Origin of the sequence: Flavobacterium lindanitolerans (assembly GCF_002846575.1) — a bacterium.
GTDB lineage: Bacteria > Bacteroidota > Bacteroidia > Flavobacteriales > Flavobacteriaceae > Flavobacterium > Flavobacterium lindanitolerans.
Window position 1 is genome coordinate 1,835,205 of the sequence record NZ_PJND01000007.1, and the last position, 18,033, is coordinate 1,853,237.

General features: G+C 37.7%; 20 protein-coding genes. 5 read left to right on the forward strand and 15 right to left on the reverse strand.

All coding sequences use genetic code 11. From position 1 onward, the window contains the following. Nucleotides 1–19: 19 nt before the first annotated feature. From B0G92_RS08090 to B0G92_RS08100, 3 genes are all read right to left on the reverse strand, one after another. Nucleotides 20–541 (reverse strand): DUF4269 domain-containing protein, encoded by a 522-nt coding sequence (locus B0G92_RS08090; protein WP_101471732.1) that lies wholly within the window; start codon nucleotides 539–541, stop codon nucleotides 20–22. 1 nt (nucleotide 542) lies between these two features. Then, nucleotides 543–962 carry a DUF1456 family protein gene (locus B0G92_RS08095; RefSeq protein ID WP_056070440.1) on the reverse strand — a complete coding sequence of 140 codons (420 nt, stop codon included), beginning with the start codon at nucleotides 960–962 and terminating at the stop codon, nucleotides 543–545. Between the two features lie 83 nt (nucleotides 963–1,045). Further along, nucleotides 1,046–1,846 (reverse strand): alpha/beta hydrolase, encoded by an 801-nt coding sequence (locus tag B0G92_RS08100; protein ID WP_375153605.1) that lies wholly within the window; start codon nucleotides 1,844–1,846, stop codon nucleotides 1,046–1,048. Between the two features lie 50 nt (nucleotides 1,847–1,896). Here B0G92_RS08100 and B0G92_RS08105 point away from each other — a divergent pair, with 50 nt between their 5' ends. Further along, on the forward strand, nucleotides 1,897–2,298 hold the full coding sequence (locus B0G92_RS08105) for a TerB family tellurite resistance protein (protein ID WP_056070445.1): 402 nt from the start codon (nucleotides 1,897–1,899) through the stop codon (nucleotides 2,296–2,298). Between the two features lies 1 nt (nucleotide 2,299). On the opposite strand, the gene uvrB is transcribed toward B0G92_RS08105, so the two are convergent. The 6 genes from uvrB to rplS all read right to left on the reverse strand — a co-directional run bounded on the left by uvrB (nucleotide 2,300) and on the right by rplS (nucleotide 9,587). After that, the gene (gene uvrB / locus B0G92_RS08110; RefSeq protein ID WP_056070447.1) at nucleotides 2,300–4,288 is read right to left on the reverse strand and encodes an excinuclease ABC subunit UvrB; all 1,989 of its coding nucleotides are present in this window, start codon (nucleotides 4,286–4,288) and stop codon (nucleotides 2,300–2,302) included. 91 nt (nucleotides 4,289–4,379) lie between these two features. Continuing rightward, nucleotides 4,380–4,964, reverse strand: a complete 585-nt coding sequence (gene nudK, locus B0G92_RS08115) for a GDP-mannose pyrophosphatase NudK (protein ID WP_101471733.1) — start codon at nucleotides 4,962–4,964, stop codon at nucleotides 4,380–4,382. Between the two features lie 25 nt (nucleotides 4,965–4,989). Then, a complete protein-coding gene (locus B0G92_RS08120; protein ID WP_056070452.1) occupies nucleotides 4,990–5,652 on the reverse strand; it encodes a thiamine diphosphokinase in 663 nt (220 codons plus the stop codon). A gap of 111 nt (nucleotides 5,653–5,763) precedes the next feature. Beyond that, nucleotides 5,764–7,986 (reverse strand): NADP-dependent isocitrate dehydrogenase, encoded by a 2,223-nt coding sequence (locus B0G92_RS08125; RefSeq protein ID WP_101471734.1) that lies wholly within the window; start codon nucleotides 7,984–7,986, stop codon nucleotides 5,764–5,766. A 356-nt stretch (nucleotides 7,987–8,342) separates the two neighbouring features. After that, a complete protein-coding gene (locus tag B0G92_RS08130) occupies nucleotides 8,343–9,104 on the reverse strand; it encodes a hypothetical protein (RefSeq protein ID WP_101471735.1) in 762 nt (253 codons plus the stop codon). A 132-nt stretch (nucleotides 9,105–9,236) separates the two neighbouring features. After that, nucleotides 9,237–9,587 (reverse strand): 50S ribosomal protein L19, encoded by a 351-nt coding sequence (gene rplS / locus B0G92_RS08135; RefSeq protein WP_056070461.1) that lies wholly within the window; start codon nucleotides 9,585–9,587, stop codon nucleotides 9,237–9,239. A gap of 411 nt (nucleotides 9,588–9,998) precedes the next feature. Here rplS and B0G92_RS08140 point away from each other — a divergent pair, with 411 nt between their 5' ends. Beyond that, on the forward strand, nucleotides 9,999–10,409 hold the full coding sequence (locus B0G92_RS08140) for a response regulator (RefSeq protein WP_218971848.1): 411 nt from the start codon (nucleotides 9,999–10,001) through the stop codon (nucleotides 10,407–10,409). 105 nt (nucleotides 10,410–10,514) lie between these two features. Here B0G92_RS08140 and trmD read toward each other — a convergent pair whose 3' ends face one another. Beyond that, entirely contained in the window at nucleotides 10,515–11,192 is a 678-nt protein-coding gene (gene trmD, locus B0G92_RS08145; protein WP_056070468.1) for a tRNA (guanosine(37)-N1)-methyltransferase TrmD, read from the reverse strand. Between the two features lie 75 nt (nucleotides 11,193–11,267). Further along, nucleotides 11,268–11,717: a DUF1569 domain-containing protein gene (locus B0G92_RS08150; RefSeq protein ID WP_056070470.1), complete on the reverse strand. Its 450-nt coding sequence runs from the start codon at nucleotides 11,715–11,717 to the stop codon at nucleotides 11,268–11,270. A 158-nt stretch (nucleotides 11,718–11,875) separates the two neighbouring features. On the opposite strand from B0G92_RS08150, the gene B0G92_RS08155 reads away from it, so the two are divergent. After that, a complete protein-coding gene (locus B0G92_RS08155; protein ID WP_101471737.1) occupies nucleotides 11,876–12,808 on the forward strand; it encodes a peptidylprolyl isomerase in 933 nt (310 codons plus the stop codon). A gap of 101 nt (nucleotides 12,809–12,909) precedes the next feature. After that, a complete protein-coding gene (locus B0G92_RS08160) occupies nucleotides 12,910–13,449 on the forward strand; it encodes a hypothetical protein (RefSeq protein WP_101471738.1) in 540 nt (179 codons plus the stop codon). Between the two features lie 152 nt (nucleotides 13,450–13,601). Here B0G92_RS08160 and B0G92_RS08165 read toward each other — a convergent pair whose 3' ends face one another. Continuing rightward, entirely contained in the window at nucleotides 13,602–14,156 is a 555-nt protein-coding gene (locus B0G92_RS08165) for a thioredoxin family protein (protein WP_101471739.1), read from the reverse strand. An 86-nt stretch (nucleotides 14,157–14,242) separates the two neighbouring features. Here B0G92_RS08165 and B0G92_RS08170 point away from each other — a divergent pair, with 86 nt between their 5' ends. Next, complete coding sequence (locus B0G92_RS08170; RefSeq protein ID WP_101471740.1) at nucleotides 14,243–14,596, forward strand: tRNA-binding protein; 354 nt, start codon at nucleotides 14,243–14,245, stop codon at nucleotides 14,594–14,596. Between the two features lie 52 nt (nucleotides 14,597–14,648). On the opposite strand, the gene B0G92_RS08175 is transcribed toward B0G92_RS08170, so the two are convergent. From B0G92_RS08175 to B0G92_RS08185, 3 genes are all read right to left on the reverse strand, one after another. Further along, entirely contained in the window at nucleotides 14,649–15,689 is a 1,041-nt protein-coding gene (locus tag B0G92_RS08175) for a WG repeat-containing protein (RefSeq protein WP_101471741.1), read from the reverse strand. A gap of 105 nt (nucleotides 15,690–15,794) precedes the next feature. Further along, nucleotides 15,795–16,172 carry a PUR family DNA/RNA-binding protein gene (locus B0G92_RS08180; RefSeq protein ID WP_056070489.1) on the reverse strand — a complete coding sequence of 126 codons (378 nt, stop codon included), beginning with the start codon at nucleotides 16,170–16,172 and terminating at the stop codon, nucleotides 15,795–15,797. A 72-nt stretch (nucleotides 16,173–16,244) separates the two neighbouring features. Then, nucleotides 16,245–17,993: an ABC transporter ATP-binding protein gene (locus tag B0G92_RS08185; protein ID WP_101471742.1), complete on the reverse strand. Its 1,749-nt coding sequence runs from the start codon at nucleotides 17,991–17,993 to the stop codon at nucleotides 16,245–16,247. Nucleotides 17,994–18,033 lie beyond the last annotated feature (40 nt).

Consider the following 18,033-nt stretch of genomic DNA (forward strand, 5'->3'; position numbering starts at 1 on the left):
AAGATTAGGATTTTTTGTTTTATTCCAGTTGAAGCAATGCTTCATAGGGATTTCCCTGTAAGCCTAAGAGCAGTGCAAAAGCAGGTTCAGTCTTATAGCCCCGTTCTTTTAGTGCAAGTACTTTTTTACGGAATTCTTCTCCTCGCTGTTCTAAAATGGTGTGTTCTATGAGCATATGGCGGTAACCATGTTGTTTTTCTACAGCTACAGCCTGTCCAAAAATTTCTATTTCGAAATTGTCCAGGGTAAAGCTGGAGATTATCGTTTCATGACCATTGATTATGGTTTCAGAAATTTGAAACCCGGCTTTATTCCCAAAAGTATCTTTAATATGATTATGGAAAGCATTTTTGTTAGTCCAACAACAGGCAATATCCAAATCGCTTGAGGAAATATCAATAGATATTGGAATCGTTCCTACCAGTACTGGACTAAACTCTGAAAGTTTTTCAAGAACCGCATGCTGCATTAAGGTCTGATAGGCTTCCCGCTGTCTGTTATTTCCGGATTTAAGATATTCTATCGTTAGAAAATCAATCAACTTATGCTTTTTTGTTTTTACCGTTGTTGAATTTTACTTTTTCTACAGGATTGAACTTGCTTTCAACTTTTTTAGGTTTAAAGTTTTTTGCAGGAGATTTTACAATTAGTTTTTTGGGAGTTTCTTTTGGAGTAACCTTTTTGGTAGCCGATTTTAACTGCGCCTTGTTTTTATTGATTACATCCATGGCGTTGGTAGGATTTTCTTTTGTTCCGCGCAAATGAATAATCAGGCCGTTTAGAAAATTGCGTAGTACCTGGTCCCCGCATTCCATATAGTTTGGATGGTCATGTGCCCTGAAAAAAGCGCCTAATTCGGCTTTGGAGATTCTGAAATCTACCAATTGTAGTATGTCTACTATCTGGTCATCACGAAGCTGTAAAGCTACGCGAAGCTTTTTGAAAATATCGTTGTTGTTCATATCCTTGATTTGTTGCAAAGATAGATTATATTTTTAATAACCTTACCCTGGCAGGGTTTAAAACCCTGCCAGGGTAAGGTTATTTACAACAACCACAAAACAGCTTTCGCAAATCCTTCACGCCATAATTTTTCGCCATGTTGCCCGCCTTTTACAATAACGGTTTTGTCCAGCTTCAGGCAGTAACACCTGTTATGGTCCAAAAGTTTTTTTATTTTTTGGGCATCAATAACCATATCGTCACTTTCGGAATCGCCATACAGGAAATAGATTTTAGCTTTGATTTTTTCTGATTTTTCAGTCAGGGTGTATATTTCGTCTGAAAACCAAAATGAAGGTGAGAAAACACCCGCTTTTCCAAAAACTTCCGGATATTTTAATACGGCATAATACGAAACAAACCCTCCTAAAGAACTCCCGAAAATTACAGTATTGCTGGCATTGGTTTTAGTCCTGTAATTTTTATCAACATAGGGTTTTAGTGTGTTTACAATAAAATCCAGATAATCATCAGCTTTGCCGCCACCATGTTTTTTATTTGGAAAAGGTGTGAGTTCGTCCACCCGTTTTTCGTTTCCATGTTCAATGCCAATAACAATAACCTGGGCTTTGAGGCTGTCCAATGTTTCGTCAACATTCCATTCGCCAGCAAAAGAAGTTTTGGCATCAAACAGGTTTTGTGCATCGTGCATATAGATTACAGGATATTTTTTAGTGGAAGTCAAGTAGTTCTTTGGAAGATAAACCCATATTTTCTTTATGGTTTTTAATTGGGGCGCTTCTATCTCAAAAGTGCTGACCTGTGATGAGGCCGTACTTTCCTGTGCTTTTAGATTCAGAAAAAGACAGAACAGGAAAATTGTGAATAAATATCTCAAAGGAATAATTTTAGGGATGGACAAAAAAGAATATTTTAGCTAAAAATAAGGATTTAATGAACACCTACGAACAAAAGTTAAGCCTTCTTGCTGAAATGATTGCCTTTGCTATTGTGGACGGAAAACTCCATGATAGAGAATATCAATTTTTAAGTATTGTTGCTCAGGAACTAAAAGTCAAAAGTGAGGACTTTAAAAATCTTTTCCATGAGGAATTAAAAGCGCTTCCTATAAAATCAGAACAGCAACGAATCCAGCAATTTTACAGACTGGCTTTATTGATGCACTGTGATGGCGTATTGCATGAAAAAGAAGTAATAGCCATCAAACAGATGGGTGTGAATATGGGATTAAATCCTTTTGCTATTAAAAGAATTCTAAAAGCAATGGAGGAATCTCCAAACGGAATGATAGACCCTGAAATGTTGATTGAAATTTTTAAGGAACAGTTGAATTAGCTTATATCTTTTCCTGCAAGGCCTTTATTTCATCTCTGTATTTCGCCGCCTGCATAAAATCCAAATCTTTTGCTGCTTTTTCCATCGCTTTTCTGGCCTCACGGATTTTTTTCTCAATTTCTGGTTTTGTAAGGTATTGACTTTCCGGTTCGGCAGCTTTCATGGCCTGCTTTTCAAAATATTGGGTGGAAACGGAGTTTCGGGCTAAGGTACTGTCGATTTTCTTGTTCAGGGCTTTTGGTACCAGATTGTGTTCTTTATTGTAATTAATCTGTTTTTCCCTTCTGTAATTGGTCTGGTCAATGGTTTTTTGCATACTGGCTGTAATCTTGTCGGCATACATAATGGCTTTTCCGTTGATATTTCTTGCTGCTCTTCCTACGGTTTGGGTGAGCGAACGTGTATTTCTTAAAAAACCTTCCTTGTCGGCATCCAAAATGGCCACCAGTGATACTTCCGGAAGGTCTAATCCTTCCCTTAGCAGGTTGACACCAATTAACACATCAAAAAGTCCTTTTCGCAAATCCTGCATGATTTCTACACGTTCCAGTGTGTCTACTTCAGAGTGAATATAACGACAGCGAATGGCTACTTTGGCAAGGTATTTTGTGAGTTCCTCAGCCATTCTTTTTGTAAGTGTGGTCACCAAAACCCTTTCGTCCAGTTCAACGCGCTGTTGTATTTCTTCAATAAGGTCGTCAATCTGGTTCAGGCTTGGGCGTACTTCAATTATAGGGTCCAGTAATCCTGTCGGGCGAATAATCTGTTCGACATAAACACCTTCTGATTTTTCCAATTCATAATCAGCCGGAGTTGCAGATACGTAAATAACCTGATTCTGCATGGCTTCAAATTCTTCAAACTTCAGAGGACGGTTGTCCATAGCAGCAGGAAGTCGGAAGCCGTATTCCACCAGATTTTCTTTTCTGGAGCGGTCACCGCCATACATGGCGTGAACCTGCGAAACGGTAACGTGGCTTTCGTCTACCACCATAAGATAGTCTTTCGGGAAATAATCCAAAAGACAGAAAGGTCTTGTGCCCGGAAGTCGGCCGTCAAGATATCTCGAATAATTTTCAATACCGGAACAATAGCCTAATTCACGAATCATTTCGAGGTCGAAGTTGGTCCGTTCTTCCAAACGTTTTGCTTCAAGATGTTTTCCTATTTCTTTGAAATAATCTACCTGTTTTACCAAATCTTGCTGAATTTCCCAGATAGCGCCGTTCAGTACTTCGGGAGAAGTCACAAACATATTGGCCGGATAAATATTCAGATTGGTGTATTTTTCCAATACCATCGAGGTTTTTGGGTCAAAGGCTTCAATTTCTTCAATTTCATCACCAAAAAAATGTATTCTGAAAGGTTCGTCTCCATAACTTGGAAATACTTCTACCGTATCGCCTTTGATGCGAAAAGAGCCGGGATTGAATTCGGCTTCAGTTCGGGCATACAATGCCTGCACTAATTTGTGCAATAGTTTTGTTCTGGAAATTACCTGGTTTTTTTCTAAAGAAACGACATTTTTTTGGAATTCCACAGGGTTACCAATACCATACAGGCAGGAAACAGAAGAAACAACCAAAACGTCTCTGCGTCCGGAAAGCAGGGAAGAGGTAGTACTCAATCGCATTTTTTCCAATTCCTCATTAATGGAAAGGTCTTTTTCAATATAAGTACCTGTTACAGGAATAAAAGCTTCCGGTTGATAATAGTCGTAGTAAGAAACAAAATATTCTACTGCATTGTTTGGGAAAAACTGCTTGAACTCGGAATAGAGCTGGGCTGCAAGTGTCTTGTTATGAGCCAACACAAGTGTGGGTCTTTGTACTTCCTGAATAACGTTTGCCATCGTAAACGTTTTTCCTGAACCTGTGACTCCCAATAGCGTCTGGAAGCGCTCTCCGTCCTTAATACCCTTGCTTAATTTTTCAATGGCTTGTGGCTGGTCGCCGGTAGGTTTGTAATCAGATACGACTTGAAATTTCATGTGGAGATTGAAGTTTAAGTAACAAAGTTACAAAGGAAAAAAGGAAAAAAACTTTAGGAAACCTTAAAAGTTATGTCTTTATAAAAAGTACCTATTCCAGCAGGTTGTTGATTTTTGCATATTGCAAAAGCATGATGGTTTTGGCATCTTTTATTTCTCCGGTTTCAATCATTTGCATGGCTTTTTCAAAAGGAATTTCAAGAACATCAATATTTTCATGCTCGGTAGAAAGCCCGCCACCTTCGCTTACTTTCATGTCTTTTGAATACTCGGCTACAAAGAAGTAGATGATTTCTGTAACGGAGCCGGGTGACATATAGGCCTGAAAAACTTTTCGAACCTGTGTCAGGCTGTATCCGGTTTCTTCTTCGGTTTCACGTTTGATGCATTCTTCAGGATTTTCTTCTTCCAGAAGCCCGGCACAGGCTTCTATGATCATTCCTTTTTCATTACCGTTTACAAAAGTAGGCATACGGAACTGGCGGATAAGGATGACCGTTTTTTGTGTTTTGTTGTAAAGAAGAATAGTAGCGCCATTACCACGGTCGTAGACTTCTCTGGATTGGGTTTCCCAACTGCCGTCTTTTTTTTGGTAATCAAAGACAATCTTTTTGAGGATGTACCAGTTGTCTGAAAGAATTTCAGAACTTTTTATTTTTATAGCCGGGTTGGTCATATCGTATGAGATTTGGTTTTAATACTTAATCAAAACATTCCATTAATAATAAATCTCCTTCTTTGTGCTCAATAGTTACTATGCCATCTTGCGCGGCATGGTTACTGCTTCCGGTTCTATAGCCCATGGTCAGGGTTTCGTCGTGTAGGAGGTAGTCGAGATTGGTTGACGTGATGCCGTGAACAGTTCCTACCGGAATAATTGAAATAGGAAACCCTTTAGGGTACCATTTTTCGTATCGTTTTGGCAATTGGAAAATTTTAGAATGGTCGTCAAGAATAACGATTTTCAACTTGTCTTGAAAACGTACAATATTGGTCATATTAGTGATGGTATGGTCGGCCCTGCGTCCGGTAGCCCATATAACATTTACGGCTTTGTGTCCTTTTTCGACCAAATAGTCGAAAGCCTTTTCCAAATCTGTTTTTTCCTGGTCGGGTGCATACACGATTTCTAACGGAAATTGCAGAGCCTTGTAATATTCGATATCCAAACCGTTGTCAAAATCGCCTAACAGCACATCGACTTTAATGCCTAATGGCAATACTCTTTCTATGGCAGAATCCAAAACAATGACTAAAGGTGACCATTCTAACAATTGCCCCATTAGTTCACTGCTGCATGAAGCTCCATTGGCAATGATTAAAGCAGGTTCCTGGTCGTCTCGGACAATATGGTGGCTTGACATTTTTTAATTATGAATTGCGAATTATGAATTACGGATAAATGATTGAAACGTAAAAATATAAAAAAGACGACCGTTTACAGTCGTCTTTTTTTATAAAATAAGTTAAAAAGATTAAGCCAGTTTAGCCAATGCTTTATTTAATGTTTCGCTTGGTCTCATGGCTTTGTCGGTCAAATTAAAATCAGGCTTGTAATAACCGCCAATTTCCTGGTGTTTTCCTTGAGCGCCAATTAATTCTTCATTGATTTTAGCTTCGTTATCAGTAAGTTCTTTAGCTATTTCAGTAAAGGTTGCCTTCAATTCAGCATCTTTATTCTGAGCTGCTAAAGCTTGCGCCCAGTATAAGGCAATGTAAAAGTGCGAACCTCTGTTGTCAATCTGTCCTACTTTTCGCGCTGGTGATTTGTCATTGTCTAGGAATTTCTCTGTAGCCTGGTCTAAAGTTTCAGAAAGAACCAATGCTTTGGAGTTGTTCAGGGTTTGTCCTAAGTGTTCCAAAGAAGCTCCAAGAGCCAAAACTTCCCCAAGAGAATCCCAACGCAGGTAGCCTTCTTCGATGAATTGTTCTACGTGTTTTGGTGCAGAACCTCCGGCTCCGGTTTCAAATAAACCGCCACCATTCATCAACGGAACGATAGAAAGCATTTTGGCTGAAGTTCCAAGTTCAAGAATAGGGAATAAGTCAGTCAGGTAATCACGCAAAACATTTCCAGTTACAGAAATTGTGTCTTTTCCGTCCTTGATTCTTTCCAAAGAAAGTTTCGTTGCTTCAACCGGATTCATAATTTTAATGTCCAATCCGTTTGTATCGTGGTCTTTTAAGTAAAGTTTTACTTTTTCGATTAACTGTCTGTCATGGGCTCTGTTTTCATCCAACCAGAAAATAGCAGGAGTGTCAGATAATCTGGCTCTGTTTACAGCCAGTTTTACCCAGTCCTGAATTGGAGCGTCTTTTACCTGGCACATTCTGAAAATATCGCCTTTTTCTACTTTTTGTTCTGTCAGGATTTCTCCTTTTGAGTTAATGACTTTTACGGTTCCATCTGCTGTCATCTGGAAAGTCTTGTCATGCGAACCATATTCTTCTGCGGCCTGTGCCATCAAACCTACGTTTGGAACGCTTCCCATTGTTCTTGGGTCAAAAGCCCCGTTTTTCTTGCAGAAGTCGATAGTAGCAACATAAACACCGGCATAAGAACGGTCCGGAATGATTGCTTTTGTGTCCTGTCCTTTTCCGTCTTTGTTCCACATTTGTCCTGAAGTACGAATCATAGCCGGCATAGAGGCGTCAACGATTACGTCAGAAGGAACGTGCAGGTTGGTAATTCCTTTATCAGAATTTACCATAGCAATAGCAGGCCCGTTTTCATAAACTGCATTCAGGGCGGCTTCTATTTCTGCCTGTTTCGGATGTCCGGCAATTTTTGCGTATACATCACCCAATCCGTTTTTAGTATCGATGCCAAGTTCTGCAAACAGGTCTTTGTATTTTTCAAAAACAGGAGCAAAGAAAACATCTACGATGGCTCCGAAGATAATCGGGTCAGAAACCTTCATCATCGTTGCCTTTAAGTGTACAGAAAATAAAACACCTTTTGCTTTGGTATCTTCAATTTCTTTAGAGATAAAGCTTTTTAATGCTTTCATGCTCATTACTGAGCTATCGATAATTTCTCCGGCTTTTAGCGGAGAAGTGTCTTTTAATAATTTTGTAGTGCCGTCATTACCTACGAATTCAATTTTGAAAGTATCGGAATCCTTGATAGTTACGGATTTTTCACTTCCATAAAAATCACCTTCGCTCATGCTGGCTACGTGGGTTTTTGAATCTGCGCTCCAGGCACCCATAGAATGCGGGTGTTTTTTAGCATAATTCTTTACTGCTTTTGGAGCTCTTCTGTCAGAGTTTCCTTCACGGAGAACCGGGTTTACAGCAGAACCAAGTACTTTAGCATATTTAGCCTTGATAGCTTTTTCTTCGTCTGTCTGAGGGTTTTCAGGAAATTCAGGAAGGTTATATCCTTGTGCCTGTAATTCTTTGATGGCTTCTTTCAATTGAGGAACCGAAGCTGAAATGTTAGGTAATTTGATAATGTTTGCTTCTGGTGTTGTGGCCAGTTTTCCAAGGTCGGCAAGATTATCATTGATTTTCTGTTCCGGTGTAAGAAAGTCTGAAAGGTTGGCGATGATTCTTCCGGCCAGTGAAATATCTTTGGTTTCAACAGTAATTCCTGCCGGAGCAGTGAAGGCCTTTACGATTGGTAAGAATGAGTGGGTAGCAAGCATCGGAGCTTCGTCCGTAATTGTATAAGAAATCTTAGCTTTATCTGACATTTTCGAAAAAAATTTGTTTGTTTATTCTTGTTTGTAAGGATTGCAAATATATGAAAACGATAACGAATTAAAGAATTTAGAGAAAACGAAAACGTTTGATTTAAGGAATTGGTAATTAAAAGATTGATAAATGCGAAATCAGTAAATAACTGTAAAATTTTAACGCGGATATTTTATAAGTTGGGAAATATTTTATTGGCTTTGTGGCTTTGCGAGCAAACTATTTCGCGCAAAGACGCAGAGCCGCAAATTTTATTACTATTGAATTTGTATATATGGATAGTAACTTCTTTTTTTAAAATAAAAAGCAGCTATAAGATGAAACCTATAGCTGCTGGTAAGTGTTTATAAGAGGATTAATAGAATAAATAATCGGCAGCGCTATTGCTGTCTTTGTTGATGGCTTTCGGGAATCCGTTTTCGTTGTATTCGTACGTATTCATAACTTCAACTACACTCGGGTCTTGAATAAGGCTGTTGCTGATGCAGTTTTTTGAGCTTCCCACATTAGTCGTAAAGCCATTAAAATGTACCGAATTGTAAAAATAATGATACAGGGATAGCTTATTATATCCGGTAACATTTTTTAAAGGATGGTTTTTATTGTCGTAAGTATATCTCACAGAAGGTCTTGGTCTTCCGCCATTCAAATAGACATATTCTGAAATTTCATCGTCTTTCATCGTAAAATACCCTACAAAATCATAAGAACTTCTATAGGCTCTAGCAACAAAATTTACGGTATCCTGTCCAACATAGGTAAACTCAACAGTCAATGGGTTGTCACTTTCCTGGACGAATTTTTTTAATTTCCCATTAGGAAGGTATTCAAATTCTACCGTTTGCGTTAATGTATTGTCGGTGTCCGGATTGGTGTACCAGCTAATTTTTGAGATATTGTTTCCGTTGTAATCAAATTTTTTATTTTCCCTGACGCTTCTTGCTTCCAGTAATTTTTTGCCGTCATATTTATAAAGCGTTTCGTAGCTTGTGCCATTGCTTTGAGTGATGGTCTTTTTTAAGAGTACATCGGCTGTAGTATCATGCGGTTGCGATGAGTCGTCGTTGGAGCATGAAAGAAGTATGGCAAGACAAAATAGTAAAGCTGTTTTTTTCATAATGTCTGATTTTAGGAAAGTTGCATACAATAGGTAAAGGTATGATTTTTTATTTCATATTGTATCTTAAAAATTGGGCATAAAAAAATCCCGAAGTAATTCGGGATTTTTTTATAACTAAAAGACGTTAGATTATCTTCTCTTGTCTTTAATTTTAGCTTTTTTACCTGTAAGTTCTCTGAAGTAGAAAATTCTTGCTCTACGAACTTTACCGGTTTTGTTGATTTCAATTTTCTGTAAAGCAGGCATATTCACAGGGAAGATACGCTCAACTCCAACAGAACCAGACATTTTACGGATTGTAAAAGTTTCAGTCGTTCCAGAACCTCTTCTTTGGATTACAACTCCTTTGAAGAACTGAGTTCTTGTTTTTTCACCTTCTTTAATTTCGTAGTAAACTGTGATTGTGTCACCAGCTCCGAATTCAGGAAAATCTTTTTTTGTTACAAATTCGTCTTTAACGAATTTCATCAAATCTGCCATTTTGTTTGATTTAAATATTTGATTATCAGAGCAACATTCACGATTATCGCCAGAGGTTGGTCCAAAGTGGGTGCAAAGATAGGAAAAGTTATGAATTATGAAATATGAATGGGAGATTTTTTTTATGAAAAATATGAATGAATGAAAGAAGGAGATGGTAAATATAAGTTTGCAGATAGCAGTTTTAAGTTTGCAGATTACATAATTCCAAGTATTAAAAAGTCATTCCTTAGTAATTCAGGTGATTTGTGTTAAATTTATTTTATAATATTCGATTAATTATCACTATCTTTGAATAATTATTAAATCGGATTTACCGAAAGCTACTTTCTAAGCGAAACTTTCTAAACCTCTTAAAGATTTTCTTTCAAACTAACTTTTTGCAAGTTCGCAAAGAAAATCTTATTGGTTATGTCAAAAAACATTTATCTCGCAGATGATGACTGCGATGATGTCGAATTTTTCAAGGATGCGCTAAATGAAATAACTTTTGACTTCCATCTTACGATTTCCAGCAACGGACAGGAGCTTCTGGATAAGCTCCATAACAGCTGTCTGCTTCCTGATATAATCTTTATCGACCTAAACATGCCTATAATGGACGGTTTTGAAGCCCTATCCCTGATAAAAACGGATGAAGTCTTAAATTCAATACCTACGGTAATATATTCTACAAGTTCAAACATGAACCACATTACAAAAGCCTATGAACTGGGAGCAAGCTCATATTTCAAGAAGCCTTCCGATTTCAAATCATTAAAAAATGAGCTTGAAAAGGTTTTGTTAATTGACTGGAAAAATTTTATACAATCTATAGAATAGGTTAGCCATTAAAAAGCCACTTCAACAGGGGTAAAATTTAATTTTGCTTTTACGGGTGGTTGCTAGTCGTCTGCCTTCTGAAATCTAAAATCTAAAATCTGAAATCTACCTATCCAGCAAATCCGGTCTTCTATTCTTCGTATGCTCAAAAGCTTTGTCCTCGCGCCATTGGTCAATTTTGGCAAAATGCCCGCTTAGCAAAATATCCGGTACTTTCCAGCCTTTGTAGTCGGAAGGTCGCGTGTAGATTGGCGGCGATAACAGGTTGTCTTGAAAACTGTCTGTCAAGGCTGAGGTTTCATCACTTAATACACCCGGAATCAGTCGGATTAAAGCGTCAGACAATACAATAGCTCCTAATTCTCCACCCGAAAGCACATAATCTCCAATCGAAATTTCCTTTGTAATCAGGTGGTCACGAACCCTTTGGTCGACACCTTTATAATGACCACATAAAATAATAATGTTTTCTAATGACGACATCTTATTGGCCATGCCCTGATTTAGGGTTTCTCCGTCCGGAGTCATGTAGATGATTTCATCATAGTTGCGTTCGCTTTTAAGCTTTGCAATACAATCATCGATAGGCTGAATCATCATTACCATTCCGGCACCTCCGCCAAACTGATAATCGTCAACATTCTTCTGTTTATTTGTTGTATAGTCTCTCAAATTATGAAAATGGACTTCTACCAGTCCTTTGTCAATCGCTCTTTTCATGATAGAGGCTTCGAAAGGGCTTCTTAATAATTCGGGAAGTACGGTGATAATGTCGATTCTCATTTTGGGGTTTAGGATTTTAGATTTAGGATTTGTGATTTCAGTTCAGAAATCTTAAATCACAAATCAAATATTATTTTAAGCTCCGAATTGTTTTAAATGGTGGTCCAGGTGTTTCCATTGCATATAATCCCATTCTTCGGTAGTAAGATTTCCGAAAAAAGGATGCTTTGGGTTTTTTATCGCTTTTGGACCTTCGTTGGCAAATTTTGAAATCAGGGAAATCAGTTCTGTTTTTGACTGTTCAAAATCAGGATGTCCCTTAACGACAAATTCTTTAGCTGTAGGAAGGTTTCTTTTGATAGGGTTTTTGCTGGTCACACTTTTTTTGGCCAATTTTCCAAATAGCAGGCCCATAAACCCAACTTTAATTTTTAGTTCTCCAAAAGCAACCTTGATGGGCATCTGGCAATGCACAAGCATCTGGCTTACATTCATCGTTCCCCATTCATTATGAGTAATTGGAGTGAGCGTCTCAATGCGCTCAATTAGTTTCTTATTTCCTTCTGGATGAAAAATGCTGTTCATGTGGTTGGTTATTTTATTTCAGAACGGAGAATTCTCTTTTTTCTGTGACGCAAATTTAAGTAAATACCTAGTTTCTTTGTTTGACCCAGGTCATTAATTGTATTTATTTTCACATTTTAATTCGTAATTTTGCGTGATTCAAAAATAAAACTAATAAAATGGAAAACGGAATATACGCAAAATTCAATACTCCAAAAGGGGCAATCTTAGTGAAATTGACTCATGATATGACGCCTGGAACTGTAGGTAACTTTGTTGGATTGGCTGAAGGAAATTTAGAAAATAAATCAAGACCACAAGGAAAGCCTTATTATGACGGGCTTAAATTTCACCGCGTGATTCCTGATTTCATGATTCAGGGAGGTTGTCCGCAAGGAACAGGAACGGGTGGTCCTGGTTACCAGTTCGACGATGAATTCCATCCGGAATTGAAACACGATAAGCCTGGTGTATTGTCTATGGCTAATTCAGGTCCGGGTTCTAACGGTTCACAATTTTTTATCACGCATGTTCCAACCAGTTGGCTGGATAACAAACATACTGTTTTTGGCCATGTGGTAGAAGGACAGGATGTTGTGGATGCGATTGCTCAAGGCGATGAGATCCAAAGTATTGAAATTATCCGCGAAGGAGACGAGGCTAAAAAATGGAATGCTATTGAGGCTTTCAGAGTATTTGAAGGTTCCCGTGCAAAACGCGAAGCACAGGCTAGAGAAGAAGCCGAAGCCAAAATGGAAAAATTGGCTGCAGGATTCGATAAGACCGAAAGCGGACTCCGTTATAAAATGATTCAAAAAGGGAATGGTAAAAAAGCAGAAAACGGCAAAGTGGTTTCTGTTCATTATACAGGACAGTTGGAAGATGGAAAAGTATTCGATTCTTCTTATCCAAGAAAAAAGCCTATTGAATTTCCTTTAGGAAAAGGCCATGTAATTGAAGGATGGGATGAAGGGATCGCTTTGCTTCAGGTTGGAGACAAGGCTCGTTTTGTTATACCATCACATTTAGGGTATGGTTCTCGCGGTGCCGGAGGTGTTATTCCTCCAAATGCTACTCTGGTTTTTGACGTAGAATTAATGGATGTAAAATAATCAGATTTCGATTTATAGTTGTTAAAAGCACCTCATTCGGGGTGCTTTTTTCTTGGAATGCTATTTGCTTTTGTATTTTTGCCATTACTAATATTCATCCGATGCGTTTTTTATTTTTTATTCTTTTTCTGTTTTCACTTTCTTCAAAAGCCCAGGTTGCTCAGCATTGCGGTTATGATTTTACGTCTTATTTTGTATTGAATGTGCACGAAGCAGGCAAAAAAGAGAATATTCCCGGATTAAAAATTACAATTATCAACGGCCTGGGTCTTGATTTGCTGAATATCAATAACCTATACAGCTGGACAAGTGCCGGAAAACCATTGACTTTTATGGCCAATTATAAAGTGGACGATAAGGGCAATAGAATAACAAGCGATTCTAAAGTTTCAAAAGAACGCTGGTTTTTTCCTTTCGCAAAAGACAATTACCTGCTTTCTGTTAAAAACACGTTTCCGGGTGATGATTTTAGTTTGAAAGTTGAAGATGTTGACGGTGAGGAAAATGGAGGTCATTTTAAAACGCAAATCGTTAAGCTAAATAGCTTTAATATGTATGTGTTATGTTCCAGCAAGGCTCGTGAAGTACAGTTTGGCCCTAAAATGAACCGTCCGATTGATATTGTGTTGGAAAAGAAATAAATGACTGTAGGAAAGTTTATGCCTGATAGTAACATCCATTATTTCTAGATTAAGAATTTTGCGGCTCTGCGCCTTTGCGTGAAATAGTTGCTCGCAAAGTCGCAGAGCAGAAAAGCAAGAAAAGAAATTTTCAGATAATCAAGAACAAATAATTATTTCCACTTAATATTACAGCCCAAACTTGGCTTTTGGATTTCTGGCAGACTTCTGTTGTAAATCAGGGCGTCGATTGCATTTCGCAGGTCGCTGCCGCTTAAAGGAATTCCGTTTGAAGGTCGGGAATCGTCCAGTTGTCCCCGATAAAATAATTTGTCCTGCGAATCAAAAAGATAAAAATCAGGGGTACAGGCTGCATCAAAAGCTTTGGCCACTTCCTGAGTTTCGTCATAGAGATAGGGAAAGTCAAAACTGTTGCTGAAAGCAAATTCAGTCATCATTTCCGGTCCGTCCTGCGGATATTTTTCAACATCATTACTGCTAATTGCAATAATTCCGATACCTTGTACGCGGTAATCATTGGCAACCATCAAAATTTCCGGCAAGGCATGGATAACATAAGGGCAGTGGTTGCAGATAAACATAACCAAAGTGCCTTTTTTGCCTTTCAGGTCATCAAAAGAATAGTAAAAATTAGAATTGGTATCTTTTAGCCTGAATTGTGGAGCAGAAGTCCCAAGAGGGAGCATGTTTGATGGTGTTTTTGCCATGGCAGTTGAAATAAAATTTGAGCTTTAAATATAGGCAGAAATTTTCGAAATTTGAAAAACAGTATTTAGAATAGAAAATTAAAATTATGAATTCAGAATTACAGAATAATTTATCATGGTCCGAATTTGAAAGAGTAGAAATGAGGGTTGGAACCATTATAGAAGCGAATGATTTTCCGGAAGCCAGAAAGCCGGCTTATCAGCTGGTTATTGATTTTGGTGCCGAAATTGGAATCAGAAAGACTTCCGCCCAAATTACCAAACATTATGAAAAGGCTGATTTAGTGGGCAGGCAAATTGTTTCCGTTGTAAATTTTCCTAAAAAACAGATTGGCAAATTCATGAGCGAATGCCTGGTTTTAGGAGCAGTAGGCGAGGAAGGTTCTGTTATTTTATTGTCTCCGGATTTCAAGGTCGAAAATGGTTTGAGAATTGGCTAAAAAAAACAGCCTCTTGTGAGGCTGTTTTTATATAAAACAGTATCGAATTGAATTAGTTGACTGTTTGTCCTTGTTTATTAATGTAAAAAACATCATTGCCTTTTCTGACTTCTGCTTTTCCATTTCTGAAATTTTCAGCCCTAGTATATTTTGTAAACGGAATGATTAATTTTCCTGTGGTGTCAACATATCCAGATTCTCCTTTGTCTGTAACGATTAATGCCAGACCTTCACTGAAAAAATTGGCCTTGATGTAGATGCATGGAACGATTTCTTTCCCTTTTTTATTGATAAAACCCCATTTATTGTCTATCTGGACTCTTGCCAATCCGGATTGGTCACTGTCAAAACTACCCATTCCATCATAAATTAAGGGAGCTATAACTTTTCCGGTCTTATCAATCAGTCCACATTTGTTGTGGTTTCTGACAATGGCTATGCCGCCTTTGAAATCATCTGCTATATCATAAATAAAAGGAACAACTGTTTTTCCTGTTTTGTCTACATAACCACGCTTTGAGCCTTTTGTGGCTGCTGCCAGTCCATCTTTAAAGAAGCCAATTTCATCATAGATGCAAGGAACGACTTCTTGTCCTTTTTGATTAAGGGTTCCAAATTTCCCGTCTTTTCGAACCCGAGTCATACCTTCTGAAGAAAAGCCGGCTGTTTCATACATAAAAGGAATGCTTTCTTTACCCGAAGCATCAATACGCCCCCATTTCTCTCCTTTTCTTACCCAGGCATAACCTTCTGAAAAACCTTTGGCTTCGTCATAAATACATGGAATTACTTCTTTACCGGATTTGTTTGCAAAACCATATAAATTTTCTTTTTTGACCATCGCTCTATTTTCGGTAAAACCTGATACTGTCATATCATAAATAAGAGGGACAATAACGGTTCCGGTGCTGTCGATTATTCCTGAAGATTTGCCGTCTGTGACAGAAGCATAACCTTTAAAGAAATATTGGATATTGTAGTTCTTGTCTTCGGGCGTGAACTTTTGTGTTTTTGTGTCGTAAGTCCCGGCAATTTTGGTTTGTGCAAGAAGACAATTGCTTAAAAACAGGAATAGGACAGAGAGATATTTCATGTGGGGTTTGTTATGATGTTAGGTTTGAAAAGAAAGTAACCAGAATCTTGTATAAACAAAAAATTCCCGAAAGGTCATTTCGGGAATTTTTTAGTATCGTATAGATTAAATATCGTCAAAGTCAATATCCGTAAAGCTTGCTGTTGCAGTAGTTTCAGCGGTAGCTTTTTCAGTATAAAACTCTTTTTTGAAATCTTTTTGGTGTCTTTCTGAAATTACTTCTTCGCCTTTGTGGTTCAAGACATAGGAAGTCATTTCTTCTAAGATTTCTGAAAAGGCAGCAAAATCTTCTTTATAAAGGTAGATTTTGTGTTTTTTAAAATGAAAAGAGCCGTCTTCTTCAGTGAATTTTTTGCTTTCCGTAATTGTGATATAATAGTCGTCAGCTTTAGTGGCTCTAACGTCGAAGAAATATGTTCTTCTTCCCGCTCTCAATACTTTAGAAAAAATCTCTTCTTTTTCTAGCATGTCATTTTCTCTCATAATCCGTCGTTCAAATGGTTTGTGTTATCTGGAAACCAAAAATCTAAAAAATAGCTGAATTAAACAACATTTTTATAGGATTTCTTTTTCAGAAAGTTGTTTCAGATACAGGTCTTTATAATATCCTTCCTGGTTTACCAATTGATTATGAGAGCCTTGTTGGATGATTTGTCCGTTGTCGAGAATGATGATTTTATCTGCGTTTTTGGCAGACGAAACTCTGTGGCTCACCAAAATAGTTGTCTTGTCTTTACAGATTTCAAGAAGGTTGTTCAGGATTGCTTCTTCGGTTTCTGTGTCAACTGCAGAAAGGCAGTCGTCAAGCAGTAAGATGTTGGAATCCTTGATAATAGCCCTTGCAATAGAAACGCGTTGCTTTTGCCCGCCGGATAACGTAATTCCTCTTTCGCCAACTACGGTTTGGTACTGTTCGTTGAAGCCCATAATATTATTGTGTACAACGGCTTTTTTAGCGGCTTCTATTACTTCTGCTTCTGTAGCGTTTTCTTTTCCAAACTTGATATTGTTCATAATGGTGTCTGAAAAAAGGAAGGCATCCTGTGGAACGAAAGCGATACTGTTTCGGACATCGTGAAGATTCAGGTCTTTGATGTTATGGTTGTCGATAGTGATTTCGCCATCTTTAATATCGTATAGTCGACTGATAAGATTTAAGATAGTTGATTTTCCGGAACCTGTTTTTCCAAGAATGGCCAATGTTTCTCCTTTTTGTATTGTGAAACTTACTTTGTTTAATGCTGTAATATTGGTGTCTTCATAGGTAAAGCTTACGTGGTTAAACGTAATCTTGCCTTCAATGATAGAACTTTCCAATGTCTTGTTTTTGATTTCCGGCTGTATTTTCAAGAATTCGTTGATTCTTTTTTGTGATGCTTCCGCTTCCTGTATCATAGAAGAAACCCATCCTAAAGATGCTACCGGCCAGGTTAGCATGTTGACATATAAGATAAACTCTGCAATAACGCCAATGCTTTTTATAGAGCCGTTAATATACATCATACCGCCAACATAAATCACAACCAGGTTACTCATTCCTATTAACAGAATCATTAATGGGCCAAACAGTGCATTGGTTTTGGCAAGCTTCATACTCTTTTCACGGCTTTCTTCTGATAGTTCCGAAAATTCACCCTGTGATTTATCTTCCAGACTGTAGGCTTTGATGACACGGATTCCGGAAAAGACTTCCTGAGTGTAGCTTGACAGTTGGGAAAGATTCTGTTGGAAAATCCCGCTTCTTATATTGATTTCATTGCTGAGTTTGAATATTAAATAGGAGAGGATTGGCAAAGGCAATAAAGTATATAAGGTAAGTTTTGGCGAAATGATATACATCTGTACGATTACAACGGCAAAACGAATAAAGGTGTTGATGGTATACATTACGGCAGGACCAACATACATCCTGACTTTACTGACGTCTTCACTAATACGGTTCATAAGGTCGCCTGTCCTGTTTTTTTTGTAGAAATTCTGCGAAAGGTTTTCATATTGCCTGAAAACTTCGTTTTTTAAGTCAAATTCCACATAACGCGACATCACGATTAGGGTCTGACGCATTAAAAAAGTAAGTATACCCGCAATAATTGTGGTAACCAAAACCCATACGATGTTCTCTAAAAGTATGTTTTTTGTGGTTTCGGAATCAAACTGTTTCTGGGTCAATGCGTTAATAGAATTTCCGATTAGCTTAGGCGTATACAGGGAAAATATCTGTGCCGCAATTGTAGTAATAATTCCTAATAAAAAATGGTATTTGTATTTAGTGAAATATTTGTTTAAATATTGAAGTTCTTTCATTGTATTGTGGAAGTGATATAATTATGTATTGTTTTTATGT